At 68.2% G+C, this 23927-nt stretch carries 20 protein-coding genes, 1 other RNA gene and 2 pseudogenes; 13 read left to right on the plus strand and 10 right to left on the minus strand.

Translation table 11 applies throughout. The annotated features are described in order from the left end of the window. Nucleotides 1–252: 252 nt before the first annotated feature. Nucleotides 253–717, plus strand: coding sequence for a hypothetical protein (locus OG519_RS11540; protein WP_405582162.1), 465 nt, complete (start codon nucleotides 253–255; stop codon nucleotides 715–717). 607 nt (nucleotides 718–1324) lie between these two features. Here the strand turns inward: OG519_RS11540 and OG519_RS11545 are convergent. Then, the gene (locus tag OG519_RS11545; RefSeq protein ID WP_405582165.1) at nucleotides 1325–3601 is read right to left on the minus strand and encodes a restriction endonuclease; all 2277 of its coding nucleotides are present in this window, start codon (nucleotides 3599–3601) and stop codon (nucleotides 1325–1327) included. 124 nt (nucleotides 3602–3725) lie between these two features. Between OG519_RS11545 and OG519_RS11550 the strand changes: the two are divergent. Further along, nucleotides 3726–3923: pseudogene (locus OG519_RS11550) on the plus strand (transposase); the annotation flags it as partial. A gap of 147 nt (nucleotides 3924–4070) precedes the next feature. Here OG519_RS11550 and OG519_RS11555 read toward each other — a convergent pair. Further along, the gene (locus tag OG519_RS11555; protein ID WP_405593201.1) at nucleotides 4071–4799 is read right to left on the minus strand and encodes an XRE family transcriptional regulator; all 729 of its coding nucleotides are present in this window, start codon (nucleotides 4797–4799) and stop codon (nucleotides 4071–4073) included. Nucleotides 4800–5020: 221 nt separating this feature from the next. Here OG519_RS11555 and OG519_RS11560 point away from each other — a divergent pair, with 221 nt between their 5' ends. From OG519_RS11560 to OG519_RS11575, 4 genes are all read left to right on the plus strand, one after another. Beyond that, entirely contained in the window at nucleotides 5021–5464 is a 444-nt protein-coding gene (locus tag OG519_RS11560; RefSeq protein ID WP_405582168.1) for an ATP-binding protein, read from the plus strand. 5 nt (nucleotides 5465–5469) lie between these two features. Continuing rightward, a complete protein-coding gene (locus tag OG519_RS11565; protein WP_405592652.1) occupies nucleotides 5470–5943 on the plus strand; it encodes a DUF6907 domain-containing protein in 474 nt (157 codons plus the stop codon). A 250-nt stretch (nucleotides 5944–6193) separates the two neighbouring features. After that, nucleotides 6194–6643, plus strand: coding sequence for a GntR family transcriptional regulator (locus tag OG519_RS11570; protein ID WP_405582171.1), 450 nt, complete (start codon nucleotides 6194–6196; stop codon nucleotides 6641–6643). Nucleotides 6644–6668: 25 nt separating this feature from the next. Beyond that, complete coding sequence (locus OG519_RS11575; protein WP_405582174.1) at nucleotides 6669–7214, plus strand: HD domain-containing protein; 546 nt, start codon at nucleotides 6669–6671, stop codon at nucleotides 7212–7214. On the opposite strand, the gene OG519_RS11580 is transcribed toward OG519_RS11575, so the two are convergent. From OG519_RS11580 to OG519_RS11590, 3 genes are read right to left on the minus strand one after another with little or no spacing between them, the layout of a single operon-like run. Then, complete coding sequence (locus OG519_RS11580) at nucleotides 7207–7671, minus strand: hypothetical protein (protein ID WP_405582177.1); 465 nt, start codon at nucleotides 7669–7671, stop codon at nucleotides 7207–7209. The genes OG519_RS11575 and OG519_RS11580 overlap by 8 nt on opposite strands. Continuing rightward, nucleotides 7664–8140 carry an NUDIX domain-containing protein gene (locus OG519_RS11585; RefSeq protein ID WP_405582179.1) on the minus strand — a complete coding sequence of 159 codons (477 nt, stop codon included), beginning with the start codon at nucleotides 8138–8140 and terminating at the stop codon, nucleotides 7664–7666. The genes OG519_RS11580 and OG519_RS11585 overlap by 8 nt, the downstream gene beginning before the upstream one ends. 8 nt (nucleotides 8141–8148) lie before the next feature. Next, nucleotides 8149–8886: a DUF5919 domain-containing protein gene (locus OG519_RS11590; RefSeq protein WP_405582181.1), complete on the minus strand. Its 738-nt coding sequence runs from the start codon at nucleotides 8884–8886 to the stop codon at nucleotides 8149–8151. A gap of 451 nt (nucleotides 8887–9337) precedes the next feature. On the opposite strand from OG519_RS11590, the gene OG519_RS11595 reads away from it, so the two are divergent. The 4 genes and pseudogenes from OG519_RS11595 to OG519_RS11610 all read left to right on the plus strand — a co-directional run. Continuing rightward, on the plus strand, nucleotides 9338–9532 hold the full coding sequence (locus OG519_RS11595; protein ID WP_405582183.1) for a DUF2304 domain-containing protein: 195 nt from the start codon (nucleotides 9338–9340) through the stop codon (nucleotides 9530–9532). 115 nt (nucleotides 9533–9647) lie between these two features. Further along, the gene (locus OG519_RS11600; RefSeq protein ID WP_405582186.1) at nucleotides 9648–9947 is read left to right on the plus strand and encodes a hypothetical protein; all 300 of its coding nucleotides are present in this window, start codon (nucleotides 9648–9650) and stop codon (nucleotides 9945–9947) included. A 47-nt stretch (nucleotides 9948–9994) separates the two neighbouring features. Beyond that, complete coding sequence (locus OG519_RS11605; protein ID WP_405582188.1) at nucleotides 9995–11713, plus strand: FtsK/SpoIIIE domain-containing protein; 1719 nt, start codon at nucleotides 9995–9997, stop codon at nucleotides 11711–11713. A 314-nt stretch (nucleotides 11714–12027) separates the two neighbouring features. Further along, nucleotides 12028–12846, plus strand: a pseudogene (locus OG519_RS11610) (recombinase family protein); the annotation flags it as partial. A gap of 865 nt (nucleotides 12847–13711) precedes the next feature. Here the strand turns inward: OG519_RS11610 and ssrA are convergent. After that, nucleotides 13712–14081: a transfer-messenger RNA gene (gene ssrA, locus OG519_RS11615) on the minus strand. 311 nt (nucleotides 14082–14392) lie between these two features. On the opposite strand from ssrA, the gene OG519_RS11620 reads away from it, so the two are divergent. Further along, complete coding sequence (locus tag OG519_RS11620) at nucleotides 14393–18325, plus strand: S8 family serine peptidase (RefSeq protein ID WP_405582190.1); 3933 nt, start codon at nucleotides 14393–14395, stop codon at nucleotides 18323–18325. A 143-nt stretch (nucleotides 18326–18468) separates the two neighbouring features. Continuing rightward, nucleotides 18469–19473, plus strand: a complete 1005-nt coding sequence (locus OG519_RS11625; RefSeq protein ID WP_405582193.1) for a helix-turn-helix domain-containing protein — start codon at nucleotides 18469–18471, stop codon at nucleotides 19471–19473. A 27-nt stretch (nucleotides 19474–19500) separates the two neighbouring features. On the opposite strand, the gene smpB is transcribed toward OG519_RS11625, so the two are convergent. The 4 genes from smpB to ftsE form a co-directional block, all read right to left on the minus strand. After that, nucleotides 19501–19980, minus strand: a complete 480-nt coding sequence (smpB, locus tag OG519_RS11630) for an SsrA-binding protein SmpB (protein ID WP_405582195.1) — start codon at nucleotides 19978–19980, stop codon at nucleotides 19501–19503. Between the two features lie 18 nt (nucleotides 19981–19998). Continuing rightward, the gene (locus tag OG519_RS11635) at nucleotides 19999–21333 is read right to left on the minus strand and encodes a S41 family peptidase (RefSeq protein ID WP_405582198.1); all 1335 of its coding nucleotides are present in this window, start codon (nucleotides 21331–21333) and stop codon (nucleotides 19999–20001) included. A gap of 194 nt (nucleotides 21334–21527) precedes the next feature. Further along, complete coding sequence (gene ftsX / locus OG519_RS11640) at nucleotides 21528–22445, minus strand: permease-like cell division protein FtsX (protein WP_405582201.1); 918 nt, start codon at nucleotides 22443–22445, stop codon at nucleotides 21528–21530. A 43-nt stretch (nucleotides 22446–22488) separates the two neighbouring features. Continuing rightward, on the minus strand, nucleotides 22489–23178 hold the full coding sequence (gene ftsE, locus OG519_RS11645) for a cell division ATP-binding protein FtsE (RefSeq protein WP_405582203.1): 690 nt from the start codon (nucleotides 23176–23178) through the stop codon (nucleotides 22489–22491). A gap of 406 nt (nucleotides 23179–23584) precedes the next feature. On the opposite strand from ftsE, the gene OG519_RS11650 reads away from it, so the two are divergent. Beyond that, nucleotides 23585–23776 (plus strand): hypothetical protein, encoded by a 192-nt coding sequence (locus OG519_RS11650; protein ID WP_405582205.1) that lies wholly within the window; start codon nucleotides 23585–23587, stop codon nucleotides 23774–23776. Nucleotides 23777–23927 lie beyond the last annotated feature (151 nt).

Genomic DNA, 23927 nt, shown 5'->3' on the forward strand with positions numbered 1-23927 from the left:
TTCTCCTCAGTGCCGGCGGGACCCATTGTCGCCGCCTTCACCACGGGGACGGAGCCGGCCACGGCTTCTCGACATCACCGCGAGAACTTTTTTGTCCTCCCTCACCCGAGCCCAATCAAGCCGCACCTTCCTGCCCTGATCCGCCCCGCGACCCTGGCCGGGGTGGGCCGGGCCGGGCGTCGCACCAGGAGGCCGTCGCGTGTACTGTCCACGCACCGACGGGCCGCAAGGGCGCGGCGGATGAGGGGGATCATGACTGGAGTAGTGGCGGTGTTGGCGGAGGCTCCACCGCTCCGCAGGGCGGGAAAGCTCGGCGTCGTCATCGACGGGCAACGCGTCGGCGAGGTCCGACAAGGAGAGATAGCGCAATTCAGCGTCGAGCCGGGATCGCACACGGTACGCGTCGGTTCGGGTGGGAGCAGGTCGAACACGCTGACCGTGGCGGTTCACGACGGTGCGACCTGCCGGGTCGTCAACAGCAGCACGGGGCTGGGCACGGCGGCGGCGATTGTGCCCCTCCTCGGAGTGGTCATGGCGTTGATCCCTGGAGTGGTCTTCCGCCTGCGGGTCCACGACCCCCGTCCGGCCTCCGCACCGGCGCCCGGGAGCAGGGAAGACGGCGCAGCCACGGGCGGCTCGGTCGGTCTGTGGTGGGAGTCCGACCCCGTCCTGGCCAAGCGCTACCGCAAGGCCTCCGCTCCGGAGGCCAGAAAGTAGTCCGTCTCCGCAGCCACCTCCGGCCCACCCGCCCGGGGGTGCGGGTGGCGCAGCCCCCGCCGGGCGAGGCGTAGCCGAGCAAAAAAGAGAGAGCGATACCCGTCCGCAAAAAGCGCGGACGGGTATCGCTCTCTCATCAGGTGGAGGTGCTGTCCTCTTACTTGAACCTGTCCACCGAGGTCGAGGCCCTGCGCGCGACACTGGCCCGCCTCTCGGGCCCGGACGCGCCAGCGGACGAGCCCGAGCTTGGGGATCGGTGAGTTTCTGGCATCGACAATGTACCCAAAAGCGCAGTGTGGGCTCCGAGGACGAATCACCCAGGGCGCAGAGCAGTTCGGCCTTGGCCGTACTGAACCCTTGAAGGCGAAGGCAGTGAAAGAGCGACCGCGTCAACTGTCGGAGGAAATGTAACGCACGCCAGCCGGACAGTGTCAGCTACGCCGAAGTCTCCGTCAGGTTAAATATCCTCAGAATGCGCTTCAGAACTGGGCCAGTCGGCCCTAGAGCTAGGGCAACTAGCGAGCGCCCGAGCGGTCATCTTATCCAAGCTCCGGGGGCCGCGTCTCCTAGGCGCAGCCAGGGGACACGGTTAGCTAGACTCTGGGCGTTAGGAAAGCTCGCGAAACATACCCTCGATCGCATTACGTTCGGAAACAGATACAGAGTTGGCTCCTGGGAATCCGTAGCCCCCATAGGTTGACTCGCCGCGGGGATACTCGTCATCTGCGTAATGTTGTTCAATCGACTCTCGGGCAGAATCGATGTCGGATCTCATGTCGTCGATGACACCGACCCTGATCGCCGCATCTTCGACTTCGTTGACCCATTGATGATCGGCATCACGATCTTGCTTATTGTCGGACAGGTTCTCCAGTTCCTGCTTTAGCCCAGAGCAGGCGCTCTCGTAGAAAATTTCACTAGGATCGAAGTGCTGGCTAAGAACTGGACCGTATGATTCATAGAACTCTTCGAATGCGGTCACGTCATCCATGGTGTATAGCAATTCGCCCCAGCTCTCAAAGGCCCATCTCAGATCGCCTCGAACGTGGTCCGGATCGTCCGCGTAACCCATCATCAATGCCGCATTGAAGGGCTTCCAATCGTCGGGATCCATGTACCTAGAGGCGGGGCTCTTAACGAGTTCAGTTGCCACTGCGAGGATCTCATTGAACGATCCCATCATCAGCCGATGCGCCGGGCCTAGCGATTCGAGGAGGGGTTTAATCGTTCGCCCATACACCCTAGATGGTTCATGCGAATCGGACTTACTGACTTCTTCCTCTTTGGCAATCAACTCCATCATCTTTCTGGCAATGGAGATTGAGTGGTGAGTCACGGCATCAGCGCAGCGCCGGAATCGCAGCTCTCCGTCAAGCTCGGATACTGCATACGCCAGGAGGGTGCTCACTTGATCCAGATGTATCGCGTCTCCGATGATTGCCATCAGGTAGTCCGGCTCTTCATCAAGGAAAGCGAGAGCAAAGTCGCGTACACTTGGATTCGCATAGGCGATCATAGTGACCCCGCCAGCACCTTTCTCCAAACGGATAAAGGTGCCTTCCAGCACTCGAAGTGCGCTCGTGTACTCCGTTGGCTTCGCCTCTTTTTGAACCAAAGCCTTGAGGTCATCAGAGTTGGTCCCAGATACAGGGAAGGAGGCAAGCGTAAGCGTCAGACGTTGACCAAGATCCGACAATCCAATATTGAAGACGATTCTCCAAAGATCCAGCGGATGGTCAAGCGTGTGATTAAGAGCGCGCGCGAGCTGATCTGCCGACGAGTGAGACCGCTTAATCACCAATTCGAGGATCCGCGGGGAGAAATTTTTGTGGTTAACGACTGCCCAGTAGGACGAATTTTCTACGTACCGCTTGACAGCTTCTCGCGGGAGGGCAGAAAAATAGAGATGGTTGTATAGCATGCGCGCTCGCTGAATCGCCCCATAATCAGCGATTTTCACAACGCACTCGACAACTCGAAAGTCGGCATGCGCGATTGGCTCGCTGATTAGTCGCGTTTGTTGAAGGATTTGCGATCTCGTTGTCATGACAAGCCGCTTGTCGGGGTTCCGCGCTACACGGTCCATTAGGCGTACTACCCAACTGTCCTTCGCGCGCCTTTCGCTGAGGTCCGTCTGGCCCAGAAAATCGTCATATAGGAATACCTGTTTACGACCCGACTTGTATGCACCCCACGCGTCGTCAACATCGGTTCCCACCGATACGATCTGCCATCCGTCGTGCCAGTACCTCAGAGCGAGCATTTCGGCAAGCATGCTCTTGCCGACTCCGGGCGAACCCGTCAGAACGACGACATGCTTCTCGTCGAGTACTTCGTATGCTGCTTTGAAGCTGCCAGTGGGAACGTATAGCTTGACTCGATCCCTGATGTCCTCAAGCAGCGCCTCGCTGCGCTCCCAAATGCCACTCTGAACGATGCGTTCAAGAATGGTTGTCGAGGCGAGCCAAAGCTTGAAGTGTTGTTGCTCCACTAGCGGATGTCGCGCGATCAGGCCGTTAATGTCAGCTTGGGCCAGTAGGTCAGCGCTGTCAGAGAGCCACGGCTTGAGATCACCTGCAAGGGTGTCCTTCTGGGTCTTGCTTAGATTCTGGGACGTGGCGAAGAGATAGCGGTCGGGCTTCTCTTTGTCCATCTTTGGAACTTCCCGCCGTGCCGACGAGCGGAGATCTGAGAACGACGAACCGAGGTAGTGCTTGCACTGGACGACGACCTTCCCCTCTGCCGTGCTCGCCCGTAAGTCAATGCCTCCGTCGCGGCCGCGCCCGAACGCCTCCAAGCGCCAGTGATACTCGGCTTCGAGAAGATCATGGATCAGTATCTCGAAGTCGTTGGGCGAGAGGGTGCGGAAGTCGTAGTCGGCCAAATCTGTACTCCAACAGAGTGAGTGGGCCATCAGCCCGCACGCTGAGGCGAGGCGCACAACTATAGCGGCGCGAAGCCGTCTCGTTGAGATGCCCTGATCGTTGGTCTGAGTGTGCCCCTAACTGATGCGCAGTGGGCATAGATCGAGCCGTTGTGCCGCACCAGACGCCCAGACGGGGTGGTTGCGGGATCATCGCGAGGTGATCGACGCGATCGAGTCTAAGTTCCAGAGCGGATCGCAGTGGACACACCTGCCGGAGGAATACGGCAACTGGCGCGGCGTCTACAACCGGCTGCGGATGTGGGTCGTGGATGGCCCCTGGGAGCAGGTCTTTACCGCGCTGATGGCCCAGGCGGACGCCTGGGCCACCTCGGTCGACTCCACTATCGTTCGCGCGCATCAGCATACGGCGGGGGCCGGTAAAGAGGTCCCGGGATACCGCCTCGCCCGCTCCTCACCAGCGACGCGGTCAACCATTGAGGCCGGAGGTGCCCCACACGCGTTCGAAGCTTTCCAGGTAGTTCGCGGCGAGTATGCCGTCGTGTGTCTGGCGGGTGTGGAGGACGGGGGCGGTGGCGGCCGGCTGGCCGTAGACGTGGGGGTTGACGAGCAGGTCGTCATCGGCGCGGTAGATGGAGTTGTACAGCGCGGTCCGGTGGAGCCGGATCTCGACGGCGGGCAGCGCGGTGAGGGGGCGGAGCAGGGCAAGTGCGTTGCGGACGCGCGCGGACATGGCGTCGCCGATGCCCTCCTCCTTACCGCGCTCGGCTACCTCGGGGCTGTCCGGGTCGCCGAGTAGCAGCCGAACGCGGATGCCCGCACGTGCCCGGTCGGCAAGGGTGCGGGTGATCCCGGGATCCTCGATGAGGAACAGCGCGCTGTAGGCGAGGATGCCGATCCCGCGTTCGGCTCGCGAGAAGAGCCGGAGCCAGGTCTCGCGCGGCACGGCCCAACGGTGCGGGTAGATCGTCAGGATCTCGCCGCCGGGCGGCACTCGGGGACGTGTATGTCCGCTGGTTGGCCACAGCACGTGCTCGTCGCGGCCGACGAGGGCGGCGAGCGCGGCGCGATTGCGCGCGTAAGGAACGCGGCCGGCGCACCACTGCTCGACAGTCTTGGGGTCGACGCCGAGTCGGGCGGCGACATCGGCGTGGTCGAGGCCAGCGGACATGAGGGCACGGCGGAGCGCGTCGTTCACGCTGTCCCCCTTTCGGGGTGTGGACGGCTTCAGCGTAGCCAAGAAATCCCTAGACGTCCCTCAAGTCGCGGTGTCCGCGCCGCTGCGTCGAGCCGACCCTCATGCAGGAGAGCCCCGAGGCCGCAAGAGAACAGAGCTGGGGCACGGTCGTGCTGCGAAGGAGCGCCAACCTTGATCTATCCCATCTGCCACCCCACCCCCGGACGGACGGGAGCACCGCAATGACCGCAGGTGCACCGACCGCAGTCACCGAGGAACGTCCTTCCATCATGAAGATGTGGCCGCACAACCCCCGATCGGTGGGCAGGGTGCGGCGGTTCGTCGCCCAGAGCCTCGACTCATGGGAGCTGCCACACCTCACGGAAGCCGCCCAACTCATCGTCTCCGAGCTGGTCACGAACGCCGTGAGGCACGGCCGCCCGCCGTACGGGCACCTGATCGGCACCCGCTTCGAACGGCTCGGATCCGGTGTGCGGATCGAGGTCCATGACGCCAACGACAGCAAGCCGGAGCACCGAGAAGCGCCCGAGGACGCCGAGTCCGGGCGTGGATTGGCCCTGGTGGACGCACTCACCGGCGGCCAGTGGGGAGTCAGTGACCGGAACGGTCCCGGAAAAATGGTGTGGGCGGTCTGCACCGAAGACAGCACGGAGGTGCCCAAGTGACGCACATGATTGACCCATTGGCCCCGTCTGGCCAGACCTGGGCCATCACCACAACCGACGGACACACCGTGTCGGGATACCTGCCCGACTGGGCGCAAGAGGACCCGAGCAAGACGGGCGTGGCTCCGGATCGACTGCCCATCGAACTGTCCGACATGACCCACGAAGCTTCCTTCGGGGGTCAGTTGATACGCGTCTGCCCGGCGGCGGAAGATCCTGGCGAGGATTCGGCGGTCTTCACCGCGCTCATGCAGTGCAGTCCGTTCGTCGAGGACAATCCCGAAGCAAGGGTTCCGCTCGTCAACATCCGAATTTTCGAGGACTTCTGGATCACGAATCTGGACCCTTCCGGGGTCGTCGAGGCTGCCGAGAGGTTCCGCGACTTCGCTGATCTGCTCACGAACAAGGTGGCGCCGGAGTTGTCCGCCGCTCGTTCCGCGTGGGCAGAACATGTCTCGGCGCGAAATCTGCGGAGTTGAATCCAGCCCGACGGCCGCCCGATCCAGGTAAGGGCAATGGAAGCGCCCCGCACCAGCGCAGCCCTGCTCACGTGCGGGGTCGGTGCGGGGCGCGCCGGCCCCGCGGGAGGGAGGACGAGGGCGTCACCCCGAAGCTTGCCGTCATACGCGACGATGTACGAACGCGGCCAGCGGTCACGTCCCGGTCGGCGGGCCGATGACCATGCGGGCGGACGACAGCGCATGGCTGTCGGACCAGGAGAGGACACGAGTGGGCTCGAACGCGACGCCGTGGGGAGCGTACAAGGCCATCACGGACGCCCTGCGCCGTCGTATCACCGAGGGTGAGTTCCCCCCGGGCGCGTCCCTCCCCAGCGAAGCCGTCCTCAGAGCGGAGTACGGGGTCGCGCGCAATACGCTGCGGCGCGCTCTCGCGGATCTGGAGGGCGAGGGCTTGCTCATCACCATGCCCGGCCGCGGACGCGTCACCTCGTCGCCCGAACACGCCGCACCCCCGGGACCGATCTTCCGGCGGATCTCCGTGGACCTTCGCGCCGCGATCGAGAGGGGTGAGCTACAGCAGGGCGACGGACTTCCCAGCGAGGCCGCATTGACCGAGCGGTACGGGGTCTCTCGCTGGACGGCCCGGCAAGCTCTCATCGAACTGGAGGGCGCGGGGCTGATCGAGACATATCACGGCAAGGGCCGTTTCGTGAAGTGACGCCCGGCGCGGATAGTCTCGACGTGTGACATCTGTTCCGTGGTGGCAAGGGCTCGCCGAGCAACTGCTCGCCGAGCCGCTTCCGCGTCGCTGGGCGCACAGCCAGGGCGTAGGGCGCAAAGCCGAATCGATCGCGCACCTCGTTGGCGCCGATGCCGAGGTACTGATCAGCGCTGCCTGGTTGCACGACATCGGGTACGCACCGGCACTCGTCAAGACAGGTCTTCACTCCCTCGACGGCGCTCGCCACCTCCGTGATGTCGAGCAGGCCGATCCCCGTGTGTGCTCTCTGGTCGCCTACCACTCCTGCGCCCAGATCGAGGCCCGCAACCGTGGCCTCGATGACGAATTGACCGCCGAATTCGATCCGGTCGACGGACTGCTCGCGGACGCCCTGATCTACTGCGACATGACGACGACGCCGGACGGTGAGCCGGCGGACGTCGAAAAGCGGTTGTCCGAGATCCTGTCGCGCTACGGCCCCGGGGACGTCGTCACGGAATCCATCACCGAGGCGGCTCCGCGCATTGTGACCGCCGCGCACCGTATCGGGGCCCTCCTCGTCACGTAGCCGAACGCGTCGATCGGATGAGCGTTCCCTGCTCGTCGCGGTTCCAGTGGCGGCCGGCACTGTCGAGGAACTCGATCTCCACGGGTTCCGGCTCGACATAGGAGCGTAGCCATTCGTGGGGCGCCGGGCGGCGGATGGTCTGGCTCGGTGGGACGAGACCGATGAACTCGGTGTGTGACTCCTCTCCGGGAAGAGCGGGTAAGGGGAGTTCGACCTCATATATGGGCATGTCGCTGGCGTTGTGGACATGAAAGGCGAGTTCTCGGGTGCCATCGTCGCGGCGGTACAGCTCGACCCACGCACTGACCCGTGCCGCTTGAGCACGGCGTGCTTCCTCATCGCGGTCAGCCTCGCGGCGGTGTTCACGGCGGAGGAGAACGAACCCGGTGCCGAAAGCGCCGACCGTGCCGATGGAGGAGAAGACGTCGGCGGCCGTCCCCACCCAGTCGTTACCCAAGCTGGGGCAGTCCCTCGCCCTGGAGGTAGGCGTCGATGCGGTAGCGCATCGAGCGGTCCATCTTCAGCTCGCCCACCTCGTCGCGCGGCACCCACACCACATCGCGGGATTCGTCGCTCGGGGTCGGGTCACCGCTGACGTAGCGTGCGGTGAAGACGATGGAGAACTCCTGCCGCACCTCGTCATTGCTCGTGTAGTGGATGACATGGCGCGGATCGGTGTAAATACCGACAAGCCCCGTGATCTCGCTGTGGATCCCGGTCTCTTCGAGAGTCTCCCGCACCGCGGTCTGTTCGATGGACTCCCCCATGTCCATCGCACCGCCGGGCACAGCCCAATTGCCGTTGTCGCTCCGGCGAATCATGAGGATGCGTCCCTCGTCGTCGGTCACGATGGCGTTCGCGGAAGGGACGATGCTGTTGGCCTTCGGTGCACTCGGGTCGTCGAAGTAGTCGATGCGCGTTGCCATGGTCGTCGTTACTCCAGTTCCCGGGCTCGGCCCCAGACGTTTTCGAAGCTCTCCAGGTAGTTGGTCACCATGCTGCCCCCGGCGACCTTGCGCAAATGGATGACCGGGGCCTGCGCCGCCGCGAATCCGTAGATATGGGTGTTGACGAGAATCTGATCATCCGCGCAGTAGATCGAGTTGTAGAGGATCGTGTCGTGGAGCCGGAATTCGATCCCCTCGACGTTCCGCAATCGCCTGTACATCACCAGCGCGTTCCGGATCTTGGCCGCCATGGCGTCATCGAGGCCCTCGTCCACGCCACGCTGGGCAACGGCAGGGCTGTCGGGATCGCCGAGCAGGATGCGTACGCGAACACCGGCTTCGGCCTTGGCCCGGAACACCCGGTGTGTTCCCGCGTCCTCCGACAGGAACAGACCGCTGTAGACCAGGACACCGATCTCGCGTTCCGCCGTCTCGAACATGCGGCGCCACAGATCGGACGGGACCGCCCAGCGGTGCGGGTAGACGGTGAGGATCTCGCTCTCCGAGGCGCCCGCGACCTGATCGGGCGTCAGCGCGTCCGGCCACAGATAGGTCTCGTCCAAGCCGAGCTGCGCCGCGACGGCGTAGCGGTGGCGCCGGTAGGGCGTACGTCCGGTCGTCACCCAGCGTTCGACGGTCTTGGGGTCCACGTCGATCGAGTTCGCCAACTCGTCAAGGGTGAGTCCGCGTTCCAGCAACGCGGCACGAAGGCGCTCATTCTGCATGCATCGACCCCAAGACGTCACGTGACGGCACCACGATAGGCGGGACGTCTCGCACACGTCCAGTCATGTAGTGATGACGTACCGCGCGTGGAGCGCACTCTCGGTGATGTCGACGCCGGCCCGGCGCCGAGAACCACTGGCCGAGTCGCACCGCCCCAAGATCCCCGCCTTGACAGGTCGTCACTGGCTGGGCATCGTAAATCTATACATGTTCAACATGTTCAGATTTACGGCGGTGCACTCCCCGGAAGAGAGGAGTTGTCACCGTGACCGTCATCCCGAGCCCCGACGAGGAACCGCGATGCATATGCGGAGCCCGGCTCACCGAGCAGGAACACAGCCGCAGGCGAAAGACGCAGCCCTGCCGCAAGTGCCGTTCCCGCGCCCGCTGGCAGCGGAACGAGCAGGCACAGCGCCGGATCGCCGCACGGCGGATGCGGAGGTACTGAGCGTGCTTGTTTCCGTATCGGCCGCCGTCCTGCTGGGCGCTCTGGTCTGGCTCCTGTGGAGGTACGCCAACGTCCGCGCCTGGCACGCGGCCCTCTGCGCCCTGTTCGGGTTCTACCTCGCGTCCTCGTCGTCCGGACCGCACATCGCCGGCGCGCTACAGGCGCTGGCTCGAACGATCTCCACGCTCCACCTGTAGCGCGACGCGTTGCGCGTCACCTCCGTATCGCGGGGCCTCGCGCGACCGAACTCCGGCGGCGACTCGCCGCCGCATCAGCACCCGAACCCGACCGAAAGGAGGCGTAACCCACCTCATGACCAGCAACGCACCCCGACCGACCCTCGATCAGGAGGCCGTATCCGAGCACTTCACCACCGCCACCAGGCGCCGTACGCCCACCGCACTGTGGACCGCGCTCACGGACATCCCCGTCCTGCTCGCCGACAACAGGCGACTGGCGTCCCTGCTCACCAACGCGCGGGCCGAGTTCGCGAACCTGCTCGCCGCAGCACGAGCCACGGTCCACGCCGACGACGACGGTGAGCCCGACCCGATGTCGTACCTCCGTGACGAGGTCGCCGCCCACGACCCCATCGACGAGGACGGCCGATGAGGGCTTACGGCCGCCGGGCACGCCGCTCCCGGAGAGCGCAGCCCTTGATGATCGTCGCCGACGAGTCGCCGCTCATTGACGCGCTCGCCGGACTGGCCCGCCTGGCCTTCCGGTACCGCTCGGAACTCGCGCCCCTGTCGACCGCCCTCGGACTCGAAGTCGCCGGGGTCTGGTTCCACGACGACCACCCGACGTGGTGGCGGTATACGCCCGTGGCGGGCCTGGCCCTGCTCCTGGTGGTGCTCAAGCGCCTGAACCGCGCCGAGGAACGGCTGTACGCCGTCCTCATGGCCGCGGGAGCCGGCGCGTGGCTCGCCGCCGCGGTGCAGGTCGGACCGACCCATCCGCCGCTACCGACCGTACTCATCGTGATGACCGTGGCCGGCGGCATCCCGTGGTGGACCCACCGACGCCGCCGAGTACGGGTGCAGGTCGACCGCACCATCCAGGCGTGGCCGAACATCGCCGAAGCTGTGGGGCTCGCCGGATCACGCGTCCTGTCCGCCGTCGTCGACCTCTGGGGCTGGCGCGCCCGGATGACCCTCCGCCCGGGTCAGACCGTCGCCGACGTCATCGCGCACGTACCCGCCATCGAATCCGGGCTCGGCACCCGCCCCGGTGCCGTACGCGTCGAGCCCGACCCCGCACACGCCGGGCGCTTCCTCATGCGGGTGCTCGCCGAGGACCCGCACGCGTCCGCGATCCCGTGGCCCGGAGCGTCGAACCCGTCCGTCGGCGCTCCGATCGACTTGGGCGTGTACGAGGACGCCACCTTGGTACGCGTGGCGTTCCTGCGGCGTCACGCCCTCGTCGGCGGTATCGCCGGATCGGGCAAGAGCGGCGTGCTCAACGTCATTGTCGGCAACCTCGCCGCCTGCCCTGATGTCGTGCTGTGGGGCGTCGACCTCAAGGGCGGCATGGAGCTGCGCCCGTGGGCATCCTGCCTCGACCGGCTCGCCACCACGCCCGCCGAGGCCGCCGCGCTGCTCCACGACGCCGTGCGCGTTGTCGACGCCCGTGCTCGCGCGATGAGCGAGAGCAACGCCCGCCTGTGGGAGCCAACTCCTCAGGCACCCGCGCTTGTGGTCGTCATCGACGAGTACGCCGAACTCGCCGAGAACGCGCCCGAAGCCGCCGCGTCAGCCGACTCGGTGGCCCGGCGTGGACGTGCCGTCGCCGTCACCTTGCTCGCCGCCACTCAGCGGCCTACCCAACAGGCCATGGGCAAGGGCGCCGTGCGCTCACAGATGGACATCCGGATCTGCCTGCGCGTACGGGAGCGCAAAGACACCGACCTCATTCTCGGACAGGGCGCGCTCGCCGCCGGCTGGCTCGCGCACACCCTCGACGCCCCAGGCAAGTTCCTCGTCTCCGCCGAAGGGCTCGATCAGCCCCGACGGGCCCGCGCCTACCTCGTCACCGACGACGACGTACACGCCACGGCCCTACGCCACGCGCCCCATCGCCCGCCGCTCGACGACCTGTCGGCCGCCGCACTCGACGTCGATGACGCCCAGGAGACGGAACCCGCGGAAGTCATCGATGCCGAACTCGTCAACGACACCGACCCCGAACTCACCCTCTGGACCGCCCTGCGCGACGCCCTCGACGAGGGCCTGACCGTATCCGACCTCATGACCATCACCGGAATGGGCCGCACATGGGTCTACGACCGTCTCCAAGCCCACGCTCAAGCCGACCGCGCCCGTCAGGTGGCCCGCGGTCGGTGGCGAGCCACCACACACAACCACCCGCCGTCCGCATAGCCGTCCGCGTCCGCGCGGACGTCCGCTCCCTCGCGCGCGTCTGCGCGTCAAGGAGCGCGGACGGACAACGGACGGACGACCGCGCGGACGCGCACCCGGCTCTCGGACTCATCGAGAGGAGGCGCCCACGACCACCGCCGAACCCCGGCTGCTTCCCAGCGGCACCCGCCCCCGCGCCCGCACACGACGACTCATCGAGCCTGACGAACAGCTCCTCGTCCAGGCGCTCGTCCTCATCGCCGAGGACATCGCCAACCGAACCGCTCCCGTGCATCCACCCGCCGCACCCGAACCGATCCTGACGAGAGGAAGCCATGACCGAGTCCACGACCCGCCGCCGCGACCGCCCGACGCACGCACAGCGCAAACGCGCTCTCACCTACCTGCGGGTGTCATCGGCCGGCCAGGTCGACACCGACTACGACCCCGAAGGCATTTCGCTTCCGGCCCAGCGCTCGGCCGTCCAGCGACGCGCCGCGGAACTCGGCGCCGAGATCGTCGGCGAATACGTCGAGCCCGGCCGGTCGGCGACCTCGACCGACAAACGGCCGAAGTTCCAAGAGATGATGGCCCGGCTCAAGGCCGAGCACGATATCGACTACATCATCGTGTACGCGCGCAGCCGTCTGCACCGCAACAGCATCGACGCGGCCATCACCAAACGCGAGATGCGCGGGGCAGGCGCCGTGCTCATCTCCGTCATGGATTACACCGAGGATTCGGCGATCGGCGACCTGGTGGCGACCGTGCTCGACGGCGTGAACGAGTACCAATCGCGTGCCTCGGGCGCCGACATCGCCTACAAGATGGGCCAGAAGGTCACGCGTGGCGGCTCGTTGGGCGTCGCACCGATCGGATACGTCAACGTGCGCGAGAAGTTCGAGGGGCGTGAAGTCCGAACCGTGGCCGTTGATCCTGAGCGCGGCCCACTGGTGACGATGGCCTTCGAGCTGTACGCGACCGGTGCCTACAGGTTCCACGCCCTGATCGAGGCACTGACCGATGCCGGACTGCGCACCCGTCCGACCCGTCGATACGCCGCCCGACCGATCTCGATCAACTCGCTCGGCACCATGCTGCGCAACCGCTATTACCTCGGCTACGTGAGCCACGACGGCCGAGAGTACGAGGGGCGGCACACCCCGCTCGTCACCCCGGAGCTTTTCGAGAAAGTGCAGCACATGCTCACGGCACGCCGCGCGGGGGGAACCCGGGAGCGGAACCACAACCACTACCTCAAGGGCGCTGTCTGGTGCCATCGGTCCAAGCAGCGCCTCATGATCATGCGAGGCAAGAGCCACACGGGAGAGCTGTACTTCTACTACTTCTGCAAGGGGCGCCAGGAACACACGTGCGACCTGCCGTACCTGCCGGTCGCCCGCACGGAGCAGGCCGTACTCGACGCTTACGCGCGCATCGCGCTCCCGGCGGACCTGCGCGCCCGTATCGCGGCCCGTATGGACGAAGCCATTGACTCGGCGGCCACGGTCAACGCGGACATGCGCAAGCGGCTCGCCGCCGAGCTGAAGCGGCTCGGCGCCCAGGAAGACCGCTATCTCGACCTTGTGGGAGACGCTGACTGGCCACAGGCAAAAATCGCCGAGCGGCTGCGCGACATTCGCGACGAGCGCGCTCGCATCGCCCGGCAGCTCAACGACGCCGACCGGCTCGACACCGACGCCGGCCGCGACGTCCTCACCTACCTGACGGGACTGCTCGCGGACCCCCAGGAGATGTACCGGCAGGCGGGCAAGCGGGCTCGCCAGGTGCTGAACCAGGCGTTCTTCCGGCGCCTCTACCTCGACGCGGACGACGAGGGCCCCTACGTCGCCTCTGACGAGCCGACGGCCGTAGTCGCTCCCCTCGTCGAGCTGGCGCGCCATCCCGGCCCTGACGGGCCCGGAAACGACAACGGCGCCACCCAGCCGGGTGACGCCGTGACGCACATGAACCCTCTCCGCCCCGCGCTCTACGGCGCGGGTTGGAGTAAGGCGGGAATGGTGGAGATGGCGGGAATCGAACCCGCGTCCTGTGGTGCGGAATCAGGGCTTCTCCGAGCGCAGTCCGCTGTGCTTTTCTCGGCCCCGGCAGTCACGCGGACAAGCTGCCGACGGGCCCAGCCACTGTTTGATTTCCTTCCGGGACCCGTGACCGGTCCTGGAAGTTTAGTTCCCTAGCTGATGCCAGGATCCGGGTCGGGAACAGCCCCGGGCTGACACTTCGCAAGTCGCTACTTAGGCAGCGAGGGCGAAGGAATCGCGCTTGGTGTTGGCGATTATTGGTTTCGGCATATGGTTAACGAGATCATTGCCGCTTTCTCGGCTCGCTTCCCCTGCTTCGACATCCCCAGTCGAAACCGATCATCCCCATGTGTTTTTTTCAAGGTGCCCGCCGGACTCACCATGGCCCCGCGGTACTGCCGCTGTGCTACTTCGGTGCTGCTTCTCTGCTGGGTGGTGCTCGACCCATCGTAGTGGAAGAACGCCCGGTGAGGCGAGCGCATTCCCCCGCGCTCCGCCCCCCATCCACCCGGACGTCACCCCACGAGCGGTGCGAGCAGCGCTCTGGCGCCGATGCGACAAGTCGCATCGGCGCCAGAGGAAAGCGATGACACGCCCTCCGGCCCCGGCTGATTCTGTCCAGCAATCGCGTGCGAGCGCACTGGAAGGGGCTGGACCGATGAAGCGAACCCGCCTGGCGGCGGTCATGTCGGCAGGGCTGATGATGACCCTCTGCGCCACGGTTCCGAGCGTGGCTCGGGCGGACGGCCGAGATCCCGGGACCACGGCGCCGCCACCGCCGACCGCGGCGGAGACTACGTCCACCGTCCGGCTGATCACCGGCGACGAGGTGACCATCACCGCGACGGCCGGTGACGGAAACGGCAAGAAGGCCGCGTCGATCCGGCCCGGCGCCGGACGCGAGGGCGTCGTCTTCCACACCTCGGAAGCCAACGGCGAGGTGACCGTCATCCCGTCCGACGCCGACCCGCTGGTACGGTCCGGGCGGCTGGACCGGCGGCTGTTCGACGTGACGGCGCTGGTCAAGGAGCGGTACGACGAGGCGCACAGCGCCACGCTGCCGCTGATCATCGGGAAGCCGGCCGGGGCCGCCGCCGCGACGGTGAGGCGGCTGACCGCGCCGACCGGACCGGTCCGCACCGTCCGTGAGCTGACCAGCATCGGCGCCCAGGCGGTGACCGTCCCGTCCGGCGACCTGGACGACTTCTGGAAGCAACTGGTCCCGGCCGGTCAGCCGGGCGACACCGACCGGACCACTACCACCAGAACCGGCACAACCGCCAGAACCAGCACAGACACCGGCACCGGCAGAACCCGCACCAGCACCGCGACCACCCCTCCCCACACGACCCCCGCCACCATCAACGCCACCCCCAAAATCTGGCTCGACGGCCGGGTCACCGCCGCCGCGGACACCGGGGTGGACCAGATCAACGCCCCCGAGGTGTGGAAGTCCGGCTACCGCGGTGCCAACGTCAAGGTCGCCGTGCTGGACACCGGCGTCGACCAGACCCACCCGGATCTGACGGGCCGCGTCGCGGCGGCCGAGGACTTCACCTCCAGCCCCTCCGGAACCACCGACCTCTTCGGGCACGGTACGCACGTCGCCTCCATCGTGGCCGGTGACGGCGCGGCCTCCGCCGGCCGGTACACCGGGGTGGCGCCGGAGGCGAACCTGCTGGTCGGCAAGGTGCTGGGCGACGACGGCTACGGCTACGACTCCCAGGTCATCGCCGGTATGCAGTGGGCGGCCGACCAGGGCGCCAAGGTCGTCAACATGAGCCTGGGCGAGGACGAGGCCAGCGACGGCACCGACCCGATGAGCCAGGCCCTGGACCGGATCAGCCTGGCCAGCGGCACCCTCTTCGTGGTCGCGGCGGGCAACAACGGCGAGGCGGGCGCCCAGACCGTGGGCATCCCGGGCGTGGCCGACGAGGCGCTGACGGTGGGAGCCGTCGACTCCCACGACGCGCTGGCCGGCTTCTCCAGCCGCGGCCCCCGGGCCGGCGACGGAGCGGTCAAGCCCGACGTCACCGCGCCCGGCGTCGACATCGTGGCGGCCCGCGCGGCCGGCACCACGCTGGGCGACCCGGTCGGCCCGTACTACGTCACCCTGTCCGGCACCTCGATGGCCACCCCGCACGTGGCCGGCGCCGCGGCCCTGCTGGCCCAGCGGCATCCCGGCTGGAGCGCCCGGCAGCTCAAGGACGCCCTGATCAGCACAGCCGACACCATCAGCGGCCAGGCGGTGACCGACCAGGGCGGCGGCCGGATCGACGTCGCCGCGGCGACCCTCGGCCCGGTCACCGCCACCGGCAGCGTCCTGCTCGGCGATGTGCGCACCACCGACCCGAGCAGCACCGTCACCGTGACCTACACCAACACTTCGGCCTCGACGGTCACCCTCGATCCCGGCATCGAGCTGAGGACCGCGGGCGGCCGGGCGGTGGACGCGAAGGCGGTCCGCCTGCCGCGGGGCTCGTTGGTGGTCCCGGCCGGGAAGACGGTCGGCCTGCCGGTCACCGTCAATCCCTCGGCGGCCTCCGGCGGCTCGTACTACGGCTATCTGACCGCGACCTCGCCCGACGGCTCGGTGCGGGTGCACACCACGACGGCCCTGGTCGTCCACGGCCCGACCCACACTCTGAAGATCGTCTCGTACGATCGGCACGGCGTCGCGGCCGCTCCGTATCTGACCGTCTGGGGGGCGAACGGACCGACCGACCTGACCGATGACGGCAGCGGTACGGCCACCGCCACCGTCGAGGACGGCACCTACCAGGTCCGCGCCGCCTTCGCGGAGGAGAACGCGGCCGGAATCGAGGAGCGCCTGGTCGTCCTGCCGCAGGTGACCGTCGGCAAGGACACGACCGTCGTCGCCGACGCCCGCAGGACCACCCAGGTGGAGATCAGGACCCCGCGGCCGGCCGAGCAGCACGGGGTGCCGTACTACCAGACCTACCGCGACATCGACGGCCAGATGATCACCGAGGGCGAGCAGTTCTTCACCGGCACGCTCAGCAAGCTCTACGTCAGCCCCACCACCCGGGTGACCGACGGCGCCTTCGAGTTCAGTTCCCGCTGGCAGCTCACCGCCCCGCTGCTGGTGGCGGACGCCCCCGGCACCGGGCTCGACCTCGACGCCTACTACCTGCCCAGGTCGGCGCTGTTCGACAGCCGCGGCGAGAGCCTGACCGCGGTGGACGCCGGCAGTCTCGAACACCCCGACCTCAGCCGGGTCCGCGGCAAGCTGGCGGTGGTCCGCGACGAGACCGGCGCCGACGAGTCCGCGCTGGCCAAGACGCTGGCCGCGGCCGGCGCCCGCGGCCTGATCGTGGTCCACTTCGGCGACGTCGCCTGGACCCGCTGGTCTCCCACCGGCGACCGCGACGCCCTGCCCGCCGTACGGATCGGCCACACCGTAGGCAACGCGCTGCTGGCCCGGCTCGCCCGGCACACCACCACCGTGCGCTTCACCGGCACCGCCGTCAGCCCCTACCTCTACGACGTGATGCAGACGTCCGCGCAGCAGATCCCGCAGCACGTCGTCCACACCGTCTCGGCCCGGAACAGCGCGGTCATCCGCAGCACCTACGCCGAGAACGGCGGCGCGCCGTGGGCCAGTGAGCAGCGCTACGCCTGGCGGCCCTACCAGGGCACCGCGTGGGAGAACACCCGCGACGTGCCGACCGGCGTCACCCGTACCGAGTACGTCACCTCCGGCGACACCACCTGGCGGCACATCGTCAACCAGCGGACCACGTTCGACATCGACGTACCGCTGGTGTCCGGCATGAGCGAGCCCCCGACCACGTACCGGCCGGGGCCGCGGCCGGGCGAGGCCTGGCAGCAGGCGGTGGTCCGGCCGTCGATCCCGCGCGGCACGCGGAGCCCGAGCGTACGCACCGGTGACGTACTCGACCTGCGGATACCGGAGTTCACCGACTCCGGGGCCGGTCACTGGGCCCGCGCCGTCGTCGATGGCGGCGGTATCGGCGGGTTCCGGAACACCGCCACCGCGGACACCGGTGGCACGCAGGCCCCGGCCGAGGGCGACTCGGCCCGGGCGGTGCTCTACCGGGGCGGAGTGAAGGTGGGTGACGCCGACAGCGCCTGGGCGGACTTCGAGGTGCCGTCAGGACCGGCCGACTACCGCCTGGACCTGACCACTTCACGGGTCTCCGGCGAGTGGAGGTTCGCCACCGGCACCGACACGTCGTGGTCCTTCCGCTCCGACACCACCGCCGACGCCGCCCCGCTGCCCCTGTTGCAGCTCGACTACGCGGTGCCGGTCGGCGCCGACAACGCGGTGCGGGCCGGCCGCTCGCACACCGTGGGAGTGACGGTACGGGCCCAGGACGGGGCCGCCGTGCCGCACGGCGTGCAGGTCAGTGTCGAGACATCGTTCAACGACGGAAAGGACTGGCGCCAGGCGAAGGTGAGCGGCGGCGGCCACACCTTCGAGGCCGTCGTGGGCAGGCCCGCGCACACCCGGGGCGACACCTACGTGACGTTGCGGGTCACCGCGCGGGACGCGGCCGGCGACCGCGTCCGGCAGACCATCGACCGCGCCTACGTGTGGCGCGGCTGACCGCGGGCTGGTCAGCACCCACCGGACCGGATGGGTCGCTCCCCTCGGTGGAGGGGAGCGGCCCATCCGCCGGGGCTCCCGGTGCCGGGCCGCCCGTAGTAGCGTTTCCCCCCGCCGGGCCGGTGGCGTGCGAGGAGGGTGCCGTGGCGCTTCAGGCCGCTGGGGTGACCGGCCCCGAGGAAGCCGTCTACCGGGTGCTGGTGACGGCCGAGAGCGTCCCGGCCGAGGACATCCGCCGACTGACCGGCATGAGCGAGGAGACCGTCCGCTCGGCCCTGGCCGCGCTGGTCGCGAAGGCCATGGTCAGCCCGTCGGACGGGCAGCCGCTCCGCTACCGCGCGCACCCGCCCGATGTGGCGCTGCTGCCGCAACTCAACCGGCGCGCCGACGCGCTGGAACAGGCGCGCTCCGCCATCACGGACCTGCTGGAGACCTACCGGAGCACCGCCCGCCGGCAGGACGCCGGGCTGCTGATCGAGGTGATCACCGGCGCCGAGGCGCTCCGCCAGCGGCTGCGCCAGATCCAGCAGGGCGCCCGCGACGAGATGCTGTGGTTCTGCAAGGCGCAGTACGTGGCCATGCCGTCCGGCAGCAACCGGGCCGAGTACGAGGCGCTGGAGCGCGGGGTGCTCTACCGGGTGCTGTACGAGCGGGACTTCTTCGACGACGAGGGCGCGGTGGCGAATGTCGCCGAGGGCGTACGGTCCGGCGAGATAGCCCGCGCGGTCCCGCATCTGCCGCTGCGGATGGCGGTGGCCGACCGCGAGGTGGCGATCTTCCCGCTGGTCCCCGGCGGCCCCCACGGCAGCCCCCATGAGCCGACCACCGCCCTGGTCCGCGACAGCAGCCTGCTCGACGCGCTCATCGCCCTCTTCGAGCGGTACTGGGAGGACGCCGTGCCGCTGCATGTGGACGCGACCGGCGTGGTCACCGGCACCGACGGGGTGGGCAGCGGGGAGCCCCTGTCGACGACCAACCGGCGGCTGCTGTCCCTGCTGGTGGCGGGCGTCGCGGACAAGGCGATCGCCACGCAGATGGGGCTCAGCCGGCGTACGGTGCAGCGCCGCGTCCAGGAGCTGATGGAGCTGGCGGGCGCGGCGACCCGGGCGCAGCTCGGCTGGCAGGCGGCCCGCCGCGGCTGGCTCTGAACGGCGGGTGCCCTTGGCCGGCCGCCCTCAGGTCCGCTGCCTGCGGCGGGCGGCGGAGATCGCCCGGTCCGACTCGCGGCGGTCCTGCTTCTCCCGCAGCGTCTGCCGCTTGTCGTACTCCTTCTTGCCCCTGGCCAGCGCGATCTCGACCTTCGCCCGGCCGTCCTTGAAGTACAGCGCGAGCGGCACGATGGTGTGGCCGCTCTCCTGGGACTTGTGGACCAGCTTCTCGATCTCCGCCCGGTGCAGCAGCATCTTGCGCTTCCGGCGGGCCGTGTGGTTGGTCCAGGTGCCCTGGGTGTACTCGGGGATGTGCACGTTGTGCAGCCACGCCTCGCCGCCGTCGAGTTGCGCGAAGCCGTCGACCAGCGATGCCCGGCCCAGCCGTAGCGACTTCACCTCCGTACCGGTCAACACCAGACCGGCCTCAAAGGTGTCGAGGATGAGGTAATCGTGTCGCGCCTTCTTGTTCTGCGCGATCATCTTGCGACCCGTCTCTTTTGCCATAGCGACCCCATTCTCCCACTACGAGGGGGCGCCGAGGCCAGCGAATACCTCGCGGCTGTCGGCGACCGGGTCCTGTCCGTCCGGCACCCGCACGTCGGGGGTGATGCCCTCGCCGTCCACGTCCCGCCCGCCCGGCAGGTCGTAGTGGCCCACGGTCAGCTCGGCCACCGAACCGTCGGGCAGGGTGCTCGGCATCTGCACCGCCCCCTTGCCGAAGGTCCGCGAGCCCATCACGACCGCCCGGCCGCGGTCCTGGAGGGCGCCGGCCAGCATCTCCGCCGCGCTCATCGTGCCGCCGTCCACCAGCACCACCAGCGGCACGGCCGTGTCGCCGCCCTGGGCCGCGTAGAGCGCCCGCTGCTGCCCGTGCACGTCATACGTGGCGACGAGGCCGCCGTCGAGAAAGACCGAGGCGACCGCGACCGCCTCGGTGACCAGGCCGCCGGAATTGCCCCGCAGGTCGAGCAGGACCCCGCGCTTGGCCGCCTCGGCCGCCTTGGCCGCTTGCTCGACCTGTGCGCCGACGCCGGCCGAGAAGGCGTCCACGGTGATGACGGTCGGCCCCCGCGGCGGGCGGGTCACGGTGACGGCCTCGGTGTCCAGGGTGGCGCGGCGCAGGTTGATCCGCAGATTCGCCGCGCCGCGCCGCACCCCGAGGGTGACCTCGCTGCCCGGGACGTTGTGCCCGCGCAGCTCCGCGACGACCTCGGTGACGGGGAGCCCGGTGCACGGGGCGCCGCCGATGGCGGTGAGCACGTCGCCCAGCCGGATGCCGGCCCGCGCCGCCGGGCTGTCCCGCTGCACCCGGGCCACCTCGATCCGGCCGCCGTCGATCCGCCGCACCCAGATGCCGGTGCCCACGTAACGGCCGTCGAGCGCCTCTTGGAGGCCCGCGTACTCCTGCGCCGTGTAGAACGACGACCAGCGGTCGCCGCTGCGGCTGACGAGCGTGCGGACGGCCGCGGCACCGATCCCGCCGTCCTGGATCTCCTGGGCGATCCGGCCGGTGTCCAGGACCGGCGGCCCGGCGCTCTTCCCGGCCGGGCCGTCCGTGGCGCCGGGGCCCGGCGCGGCGCCCTGCCCGGATTCCCCGGCTCTCCCGGCGTTCCCGAATTCCCCGGCGCCCCGGCCCGACCCCTCGGCGGCGCCCTCCGCGGCGGGCCCCCACGGCTGCCCGACAGGACCCGTGGCCGCGACCGGTCCCGCGGCGATCCGGTTGCCCTGGCCGCGCTGGGCCGGCTCGGTGAGGCTGCTCGCCGCGGCCCCGGTCACCAGCATGGCGCCGAAGACCAAAGTCAGGGTGGCCCCGCGGCGGATGCGGCGGGGCGTCCCGAACAGTGACGGGCCGGACATGGCCGGAAGTCTAGGCCAGAAACGGCTGGCGTACGGGGAGTTGTGCACAGCCAGGACCGTGACCGTACGCGACCGGGCCTGGTTGGGGCGCTACGGAGGGTCGCCGGCATCGCGGCATCGCGGCATCGCGGCATCGCGGCATCGGGTGCGGTCGGCGTGGAGTCCCGCGGCGAGCTTCCGGGCAACTCCCCCCGTCAGACCCGCAGATACCTGCGCAGCGCGACGAAGGCGGCGATCGCCGGCATCACCACGCCGATCAGCAGCACCAGCGGCAGCACCCCGAGCACCGGTCCCCAGCCCAGGAAGGACACCGTGTGGATCTTGTCCTGGAGTTTGAGACCGCCCTCGATCAGGAAGTACCGGCCGGTGAGCAGCATGACGCAGGCCAGCCCCGCGCCCACGAGTCCCGCGAAGGCGGCCTCCATGATGAACGGCATCTGGATGTAGAAGCTGGACGCGCCGACCAGCCGCATGATCCCGGTCTCACGGCGGCGGCTGAACGCCGAGACGCGGACGGTGTTCACGATCAGCAGCATGGCCACGGTGAGCATGAAGGCGAGAACGACGTACGCCACTCTGGTCATACCGTTGAGCAGGCCGAAGAGACTCTCCAGCACCTGGCGCTGGTCCTCGACGGACTGCACCCCCGGCGCCTGGTTGAACGCGCTGGCGATGACGGCGAACTTGGTCGGATCCTTGAGCTTGATCCGGTAGTTCTCCTGCATCTGGTCCGGCGTCACCGAGTTGACCAGCGGCGAGCCCTTGAACTGCTCCTGGTAGTGCTTGTAGGCCTCTTCCGCCGACTCGTAATAGACCTTCTCCACGACCGGCAGCTTCTTCACGTCGCTGAGGATCTTGGCCTTCTGGTCGTCCGTGACCGCGCCCTTGGCGCAGTTCGGCGTCGTCACCGCGTCACTCTTGTTGCACATGTAGACGGTGACTTGGATCTTGTCGTACCAGTAGCCCTTCATCGAGTCGACCTGCTTGTTGGCGAGCAGGGCGCCACCGGCGAGGGCGAGCGAGAGCGCAACGGAGATGATGACGGCGAAGGTCATCGTGAGGTTGCGGCGGAGACCGACGCCGATCTCCGACAGGACGAACTGGGCGCGCATGGTGTCGAGTTCCTTTCAGGGGCTGGTGGTCAGCGGCTGTCAGTCAGTGCTGGTAGCCGTAGACACCGCGCGACTGGTCGCGCACCAGTCGCCCCTTCTCGAGTTCGATGACGCGCTTGCGCATCTGGTCGACGATGTTCTGGTCGTGGGTGGCCATCACCACGGTGGTGCCGGTCCGGTTGATCCGGTCGAGCAGCCGCATGATGCCGACCGAGGTCTGCGGGTCGAGGTTTCCGGTCGGCTCGTCGGCGATGAGCAGCATCGGCCGGTTGACGAAGGCGCGGGCGATGGCCACGCGCTGCTGCTCACCGCCGGACAGCTCGCCGGGCATCCGCTCTTCCTTGCCGGCCAGACCCACCAGGTCGAGCACCTCGGGCACGGTCTTGCGGATGGTGCCGCGCGGCTTGCCGATCACTTCGAGGGCGAACGCCACGTTCTCGCCGACGGTCTTGTTGGGCAGCAGCCGGAAGTCCTGGAAGACCGTGCCGAGCTGGCGCCGCATCTGCGGCACCTTCCAGTTGGAGAGCCGGTTCAGATCCTTGCCGAGGACGTGCACCATGCCGGTGTCCGTACGCTCCTCGCGGAGGATCAGCCGCAGGAAGGTCGACTTCCCGGAGCCGGACGAGCCCACCAGGAAGACGAACTCACCCTTCTCGATCTCCAGCGAGACGTCCCGCAGGGCAGGACGATTCTGCTTGGGGTAGGTCTTGGTGACGCTGTCGAAACGAATCACGTTCGCACCAGGTTTGCGGGATGAGCGGACAGGGGATGTGGGGGCGACACTACGCGACCGCGCTCGGGGCGCGCAGTCGCCGTCGGAGGTTGGTGGCCTTGCCCACAGGGCATCCAGGGACAAACCCTCACTTCTCTCCTGGCGGTCCGCCGAGTGTCCCTCCGGGCTTTCGCCGGCCGTTCCCCGGCCGGCCCGTGGCTGCTCCCCGCCGGCCCCCCGGAGCGTCGCCCTGGCTGGTCCCAGCCCCTCCCTTTCCGGGTGGGGGCGCCGAATCCGGCGGAACCTGTCACAGTAGAAGGTGCGTGTACATGCAGTAGCCCCACAGGGCACCCGCGGAACAGCACCGCACCCCTCGGGAACGAATTCCGGGCCGGGGGCGTTGACCCGGATCGGAGGAGGAGATCGCATGACGTGCGACCGACTGGTGTGTGCCAACTGCGCCGGCCCGGTGAGCGAGGGCCGCTGCCCCGTGTGCCGCGCCAGCCGCGCCCGACTCGAGCGCGAGAACCCCTGGTCCGCCATCTCCCCCGCCGCGCTGATCGCCCTCCTCGTCGCGCTGCTCGCGCTGGTCCTGGTCGTGGAGCACGCCGCGGCCTGAGACGGCCCGCCGCTGGAAACCGTAGGCCGCCGGAAGCCGGTGGCCGTCAACTGATCGTCAACGCGAGCGGGGCCCGGCCCACCCTTTCGGTGGGCCGGGCCCCGCTCGGTGCTGTGCTTGCTGAGCGTGCTGTAGAGCCGCGGAGTTGGGC

Source organism: Streptomyces sp. NBC_01190 (genome assembly GCF_045039895.1).
Taxonomy (GTDB): Bacteria; Actinomycetota; Actinomycetes; order Streptomycetales; family Streptomycetaceae; genus Actinacidiphila.

What these genes read in the sequence shown, in the direction of transcription:
- OG519_RS11635 (WP_405582198.1), bottom strand. Translation starts at nt 21,333, where the DNA reads ATGTCCGGCCCGTCACTGTTCGGGACGCCCCGCCGCATCCGCCGCGGG.
- OG519_RS11620 (WP_405582190.1), top strand. Translation starts at nt 14,393, where the DNA reads ATGAAGCGAACCCGCCTGGCGGCGGTCATGTCGGCAGGGCTGATGATG.
- OG519_RS11590 (WP_405582181.1), bottom strand. Translation starts at nt 8,886, where the DNA reads ATGCAGAATGAGCGCCTTCGTGCCGCGTTGCTGGAACGCGGACTCACC.
- OG519_RS11605 (WP_405582188.1), top strand. Translation starts at nt 9,995, where the DNA reads ATGATCGTCGCCGACGAGTCGCCGCTCATTGACGCGCTCGCCGGACTG.
- OG519_RS11560 (WP_405582168.1), top strand. Translation starts at nt 5,021, where the DNA reads ATGACCGCAGGTGCACCGACCGCAGTCACCGAGGAACGTCCTTCCATC.
- OG519_RS11540 (WP_405582162.1), top strand. Translation starts at nt 253, where the DNA reads ATGACTGGAGTAGTGGCGGTGTTGGCGGAGGCTCCACCGCTCCGCAGG.
- OG519_RS11565 (WP_405592652.1), top strand. Translation starts at nt 5,470, where the DNA reads ATGATTGACCCATTGGCCCCGTCTGGCCAGACCTGGGCCATCACCACA.
- OG519_RS11650 (WP_405582205.1), top strand. Translation starts at nt 23,585, where the DNA reads ATGACGTGCGACCGACTGGTGTGTGCCAACTGCGCCGGCCCGGTGAGC.
- OG519_RS11600 (WP_405582186.1), top strand. Translation starts at nt 9,648, where the DNA reads ATGACCAGCAACGCACCCCGACCGACCCTCGATCAGGAGGCCGTATCC.
- smpB (WP_405582195.1), bottom strand. Translation starts at nt 19,980, where the DNA reads ATGGCAAAAGAGACGGGTCGCAAGATGATCGCGCAGAACAAGAAGGCG.
- ftsX (WP_405582201.1), bottom strand. Translation starts at nt 22,445, where the DNA reads ATGCGCGCCCAGTTCGTCCTGTCGGAGATCGGCGTCGGTCTCCGCCGC.
- OG519_RS11585 (WP_405582179.1), bottom strand. Translation starts at nt 8,140, where the DNA reads ATGGCAACGCGCATCGACTACTTCGACGACCCGAGTGCACCGAAGGCC.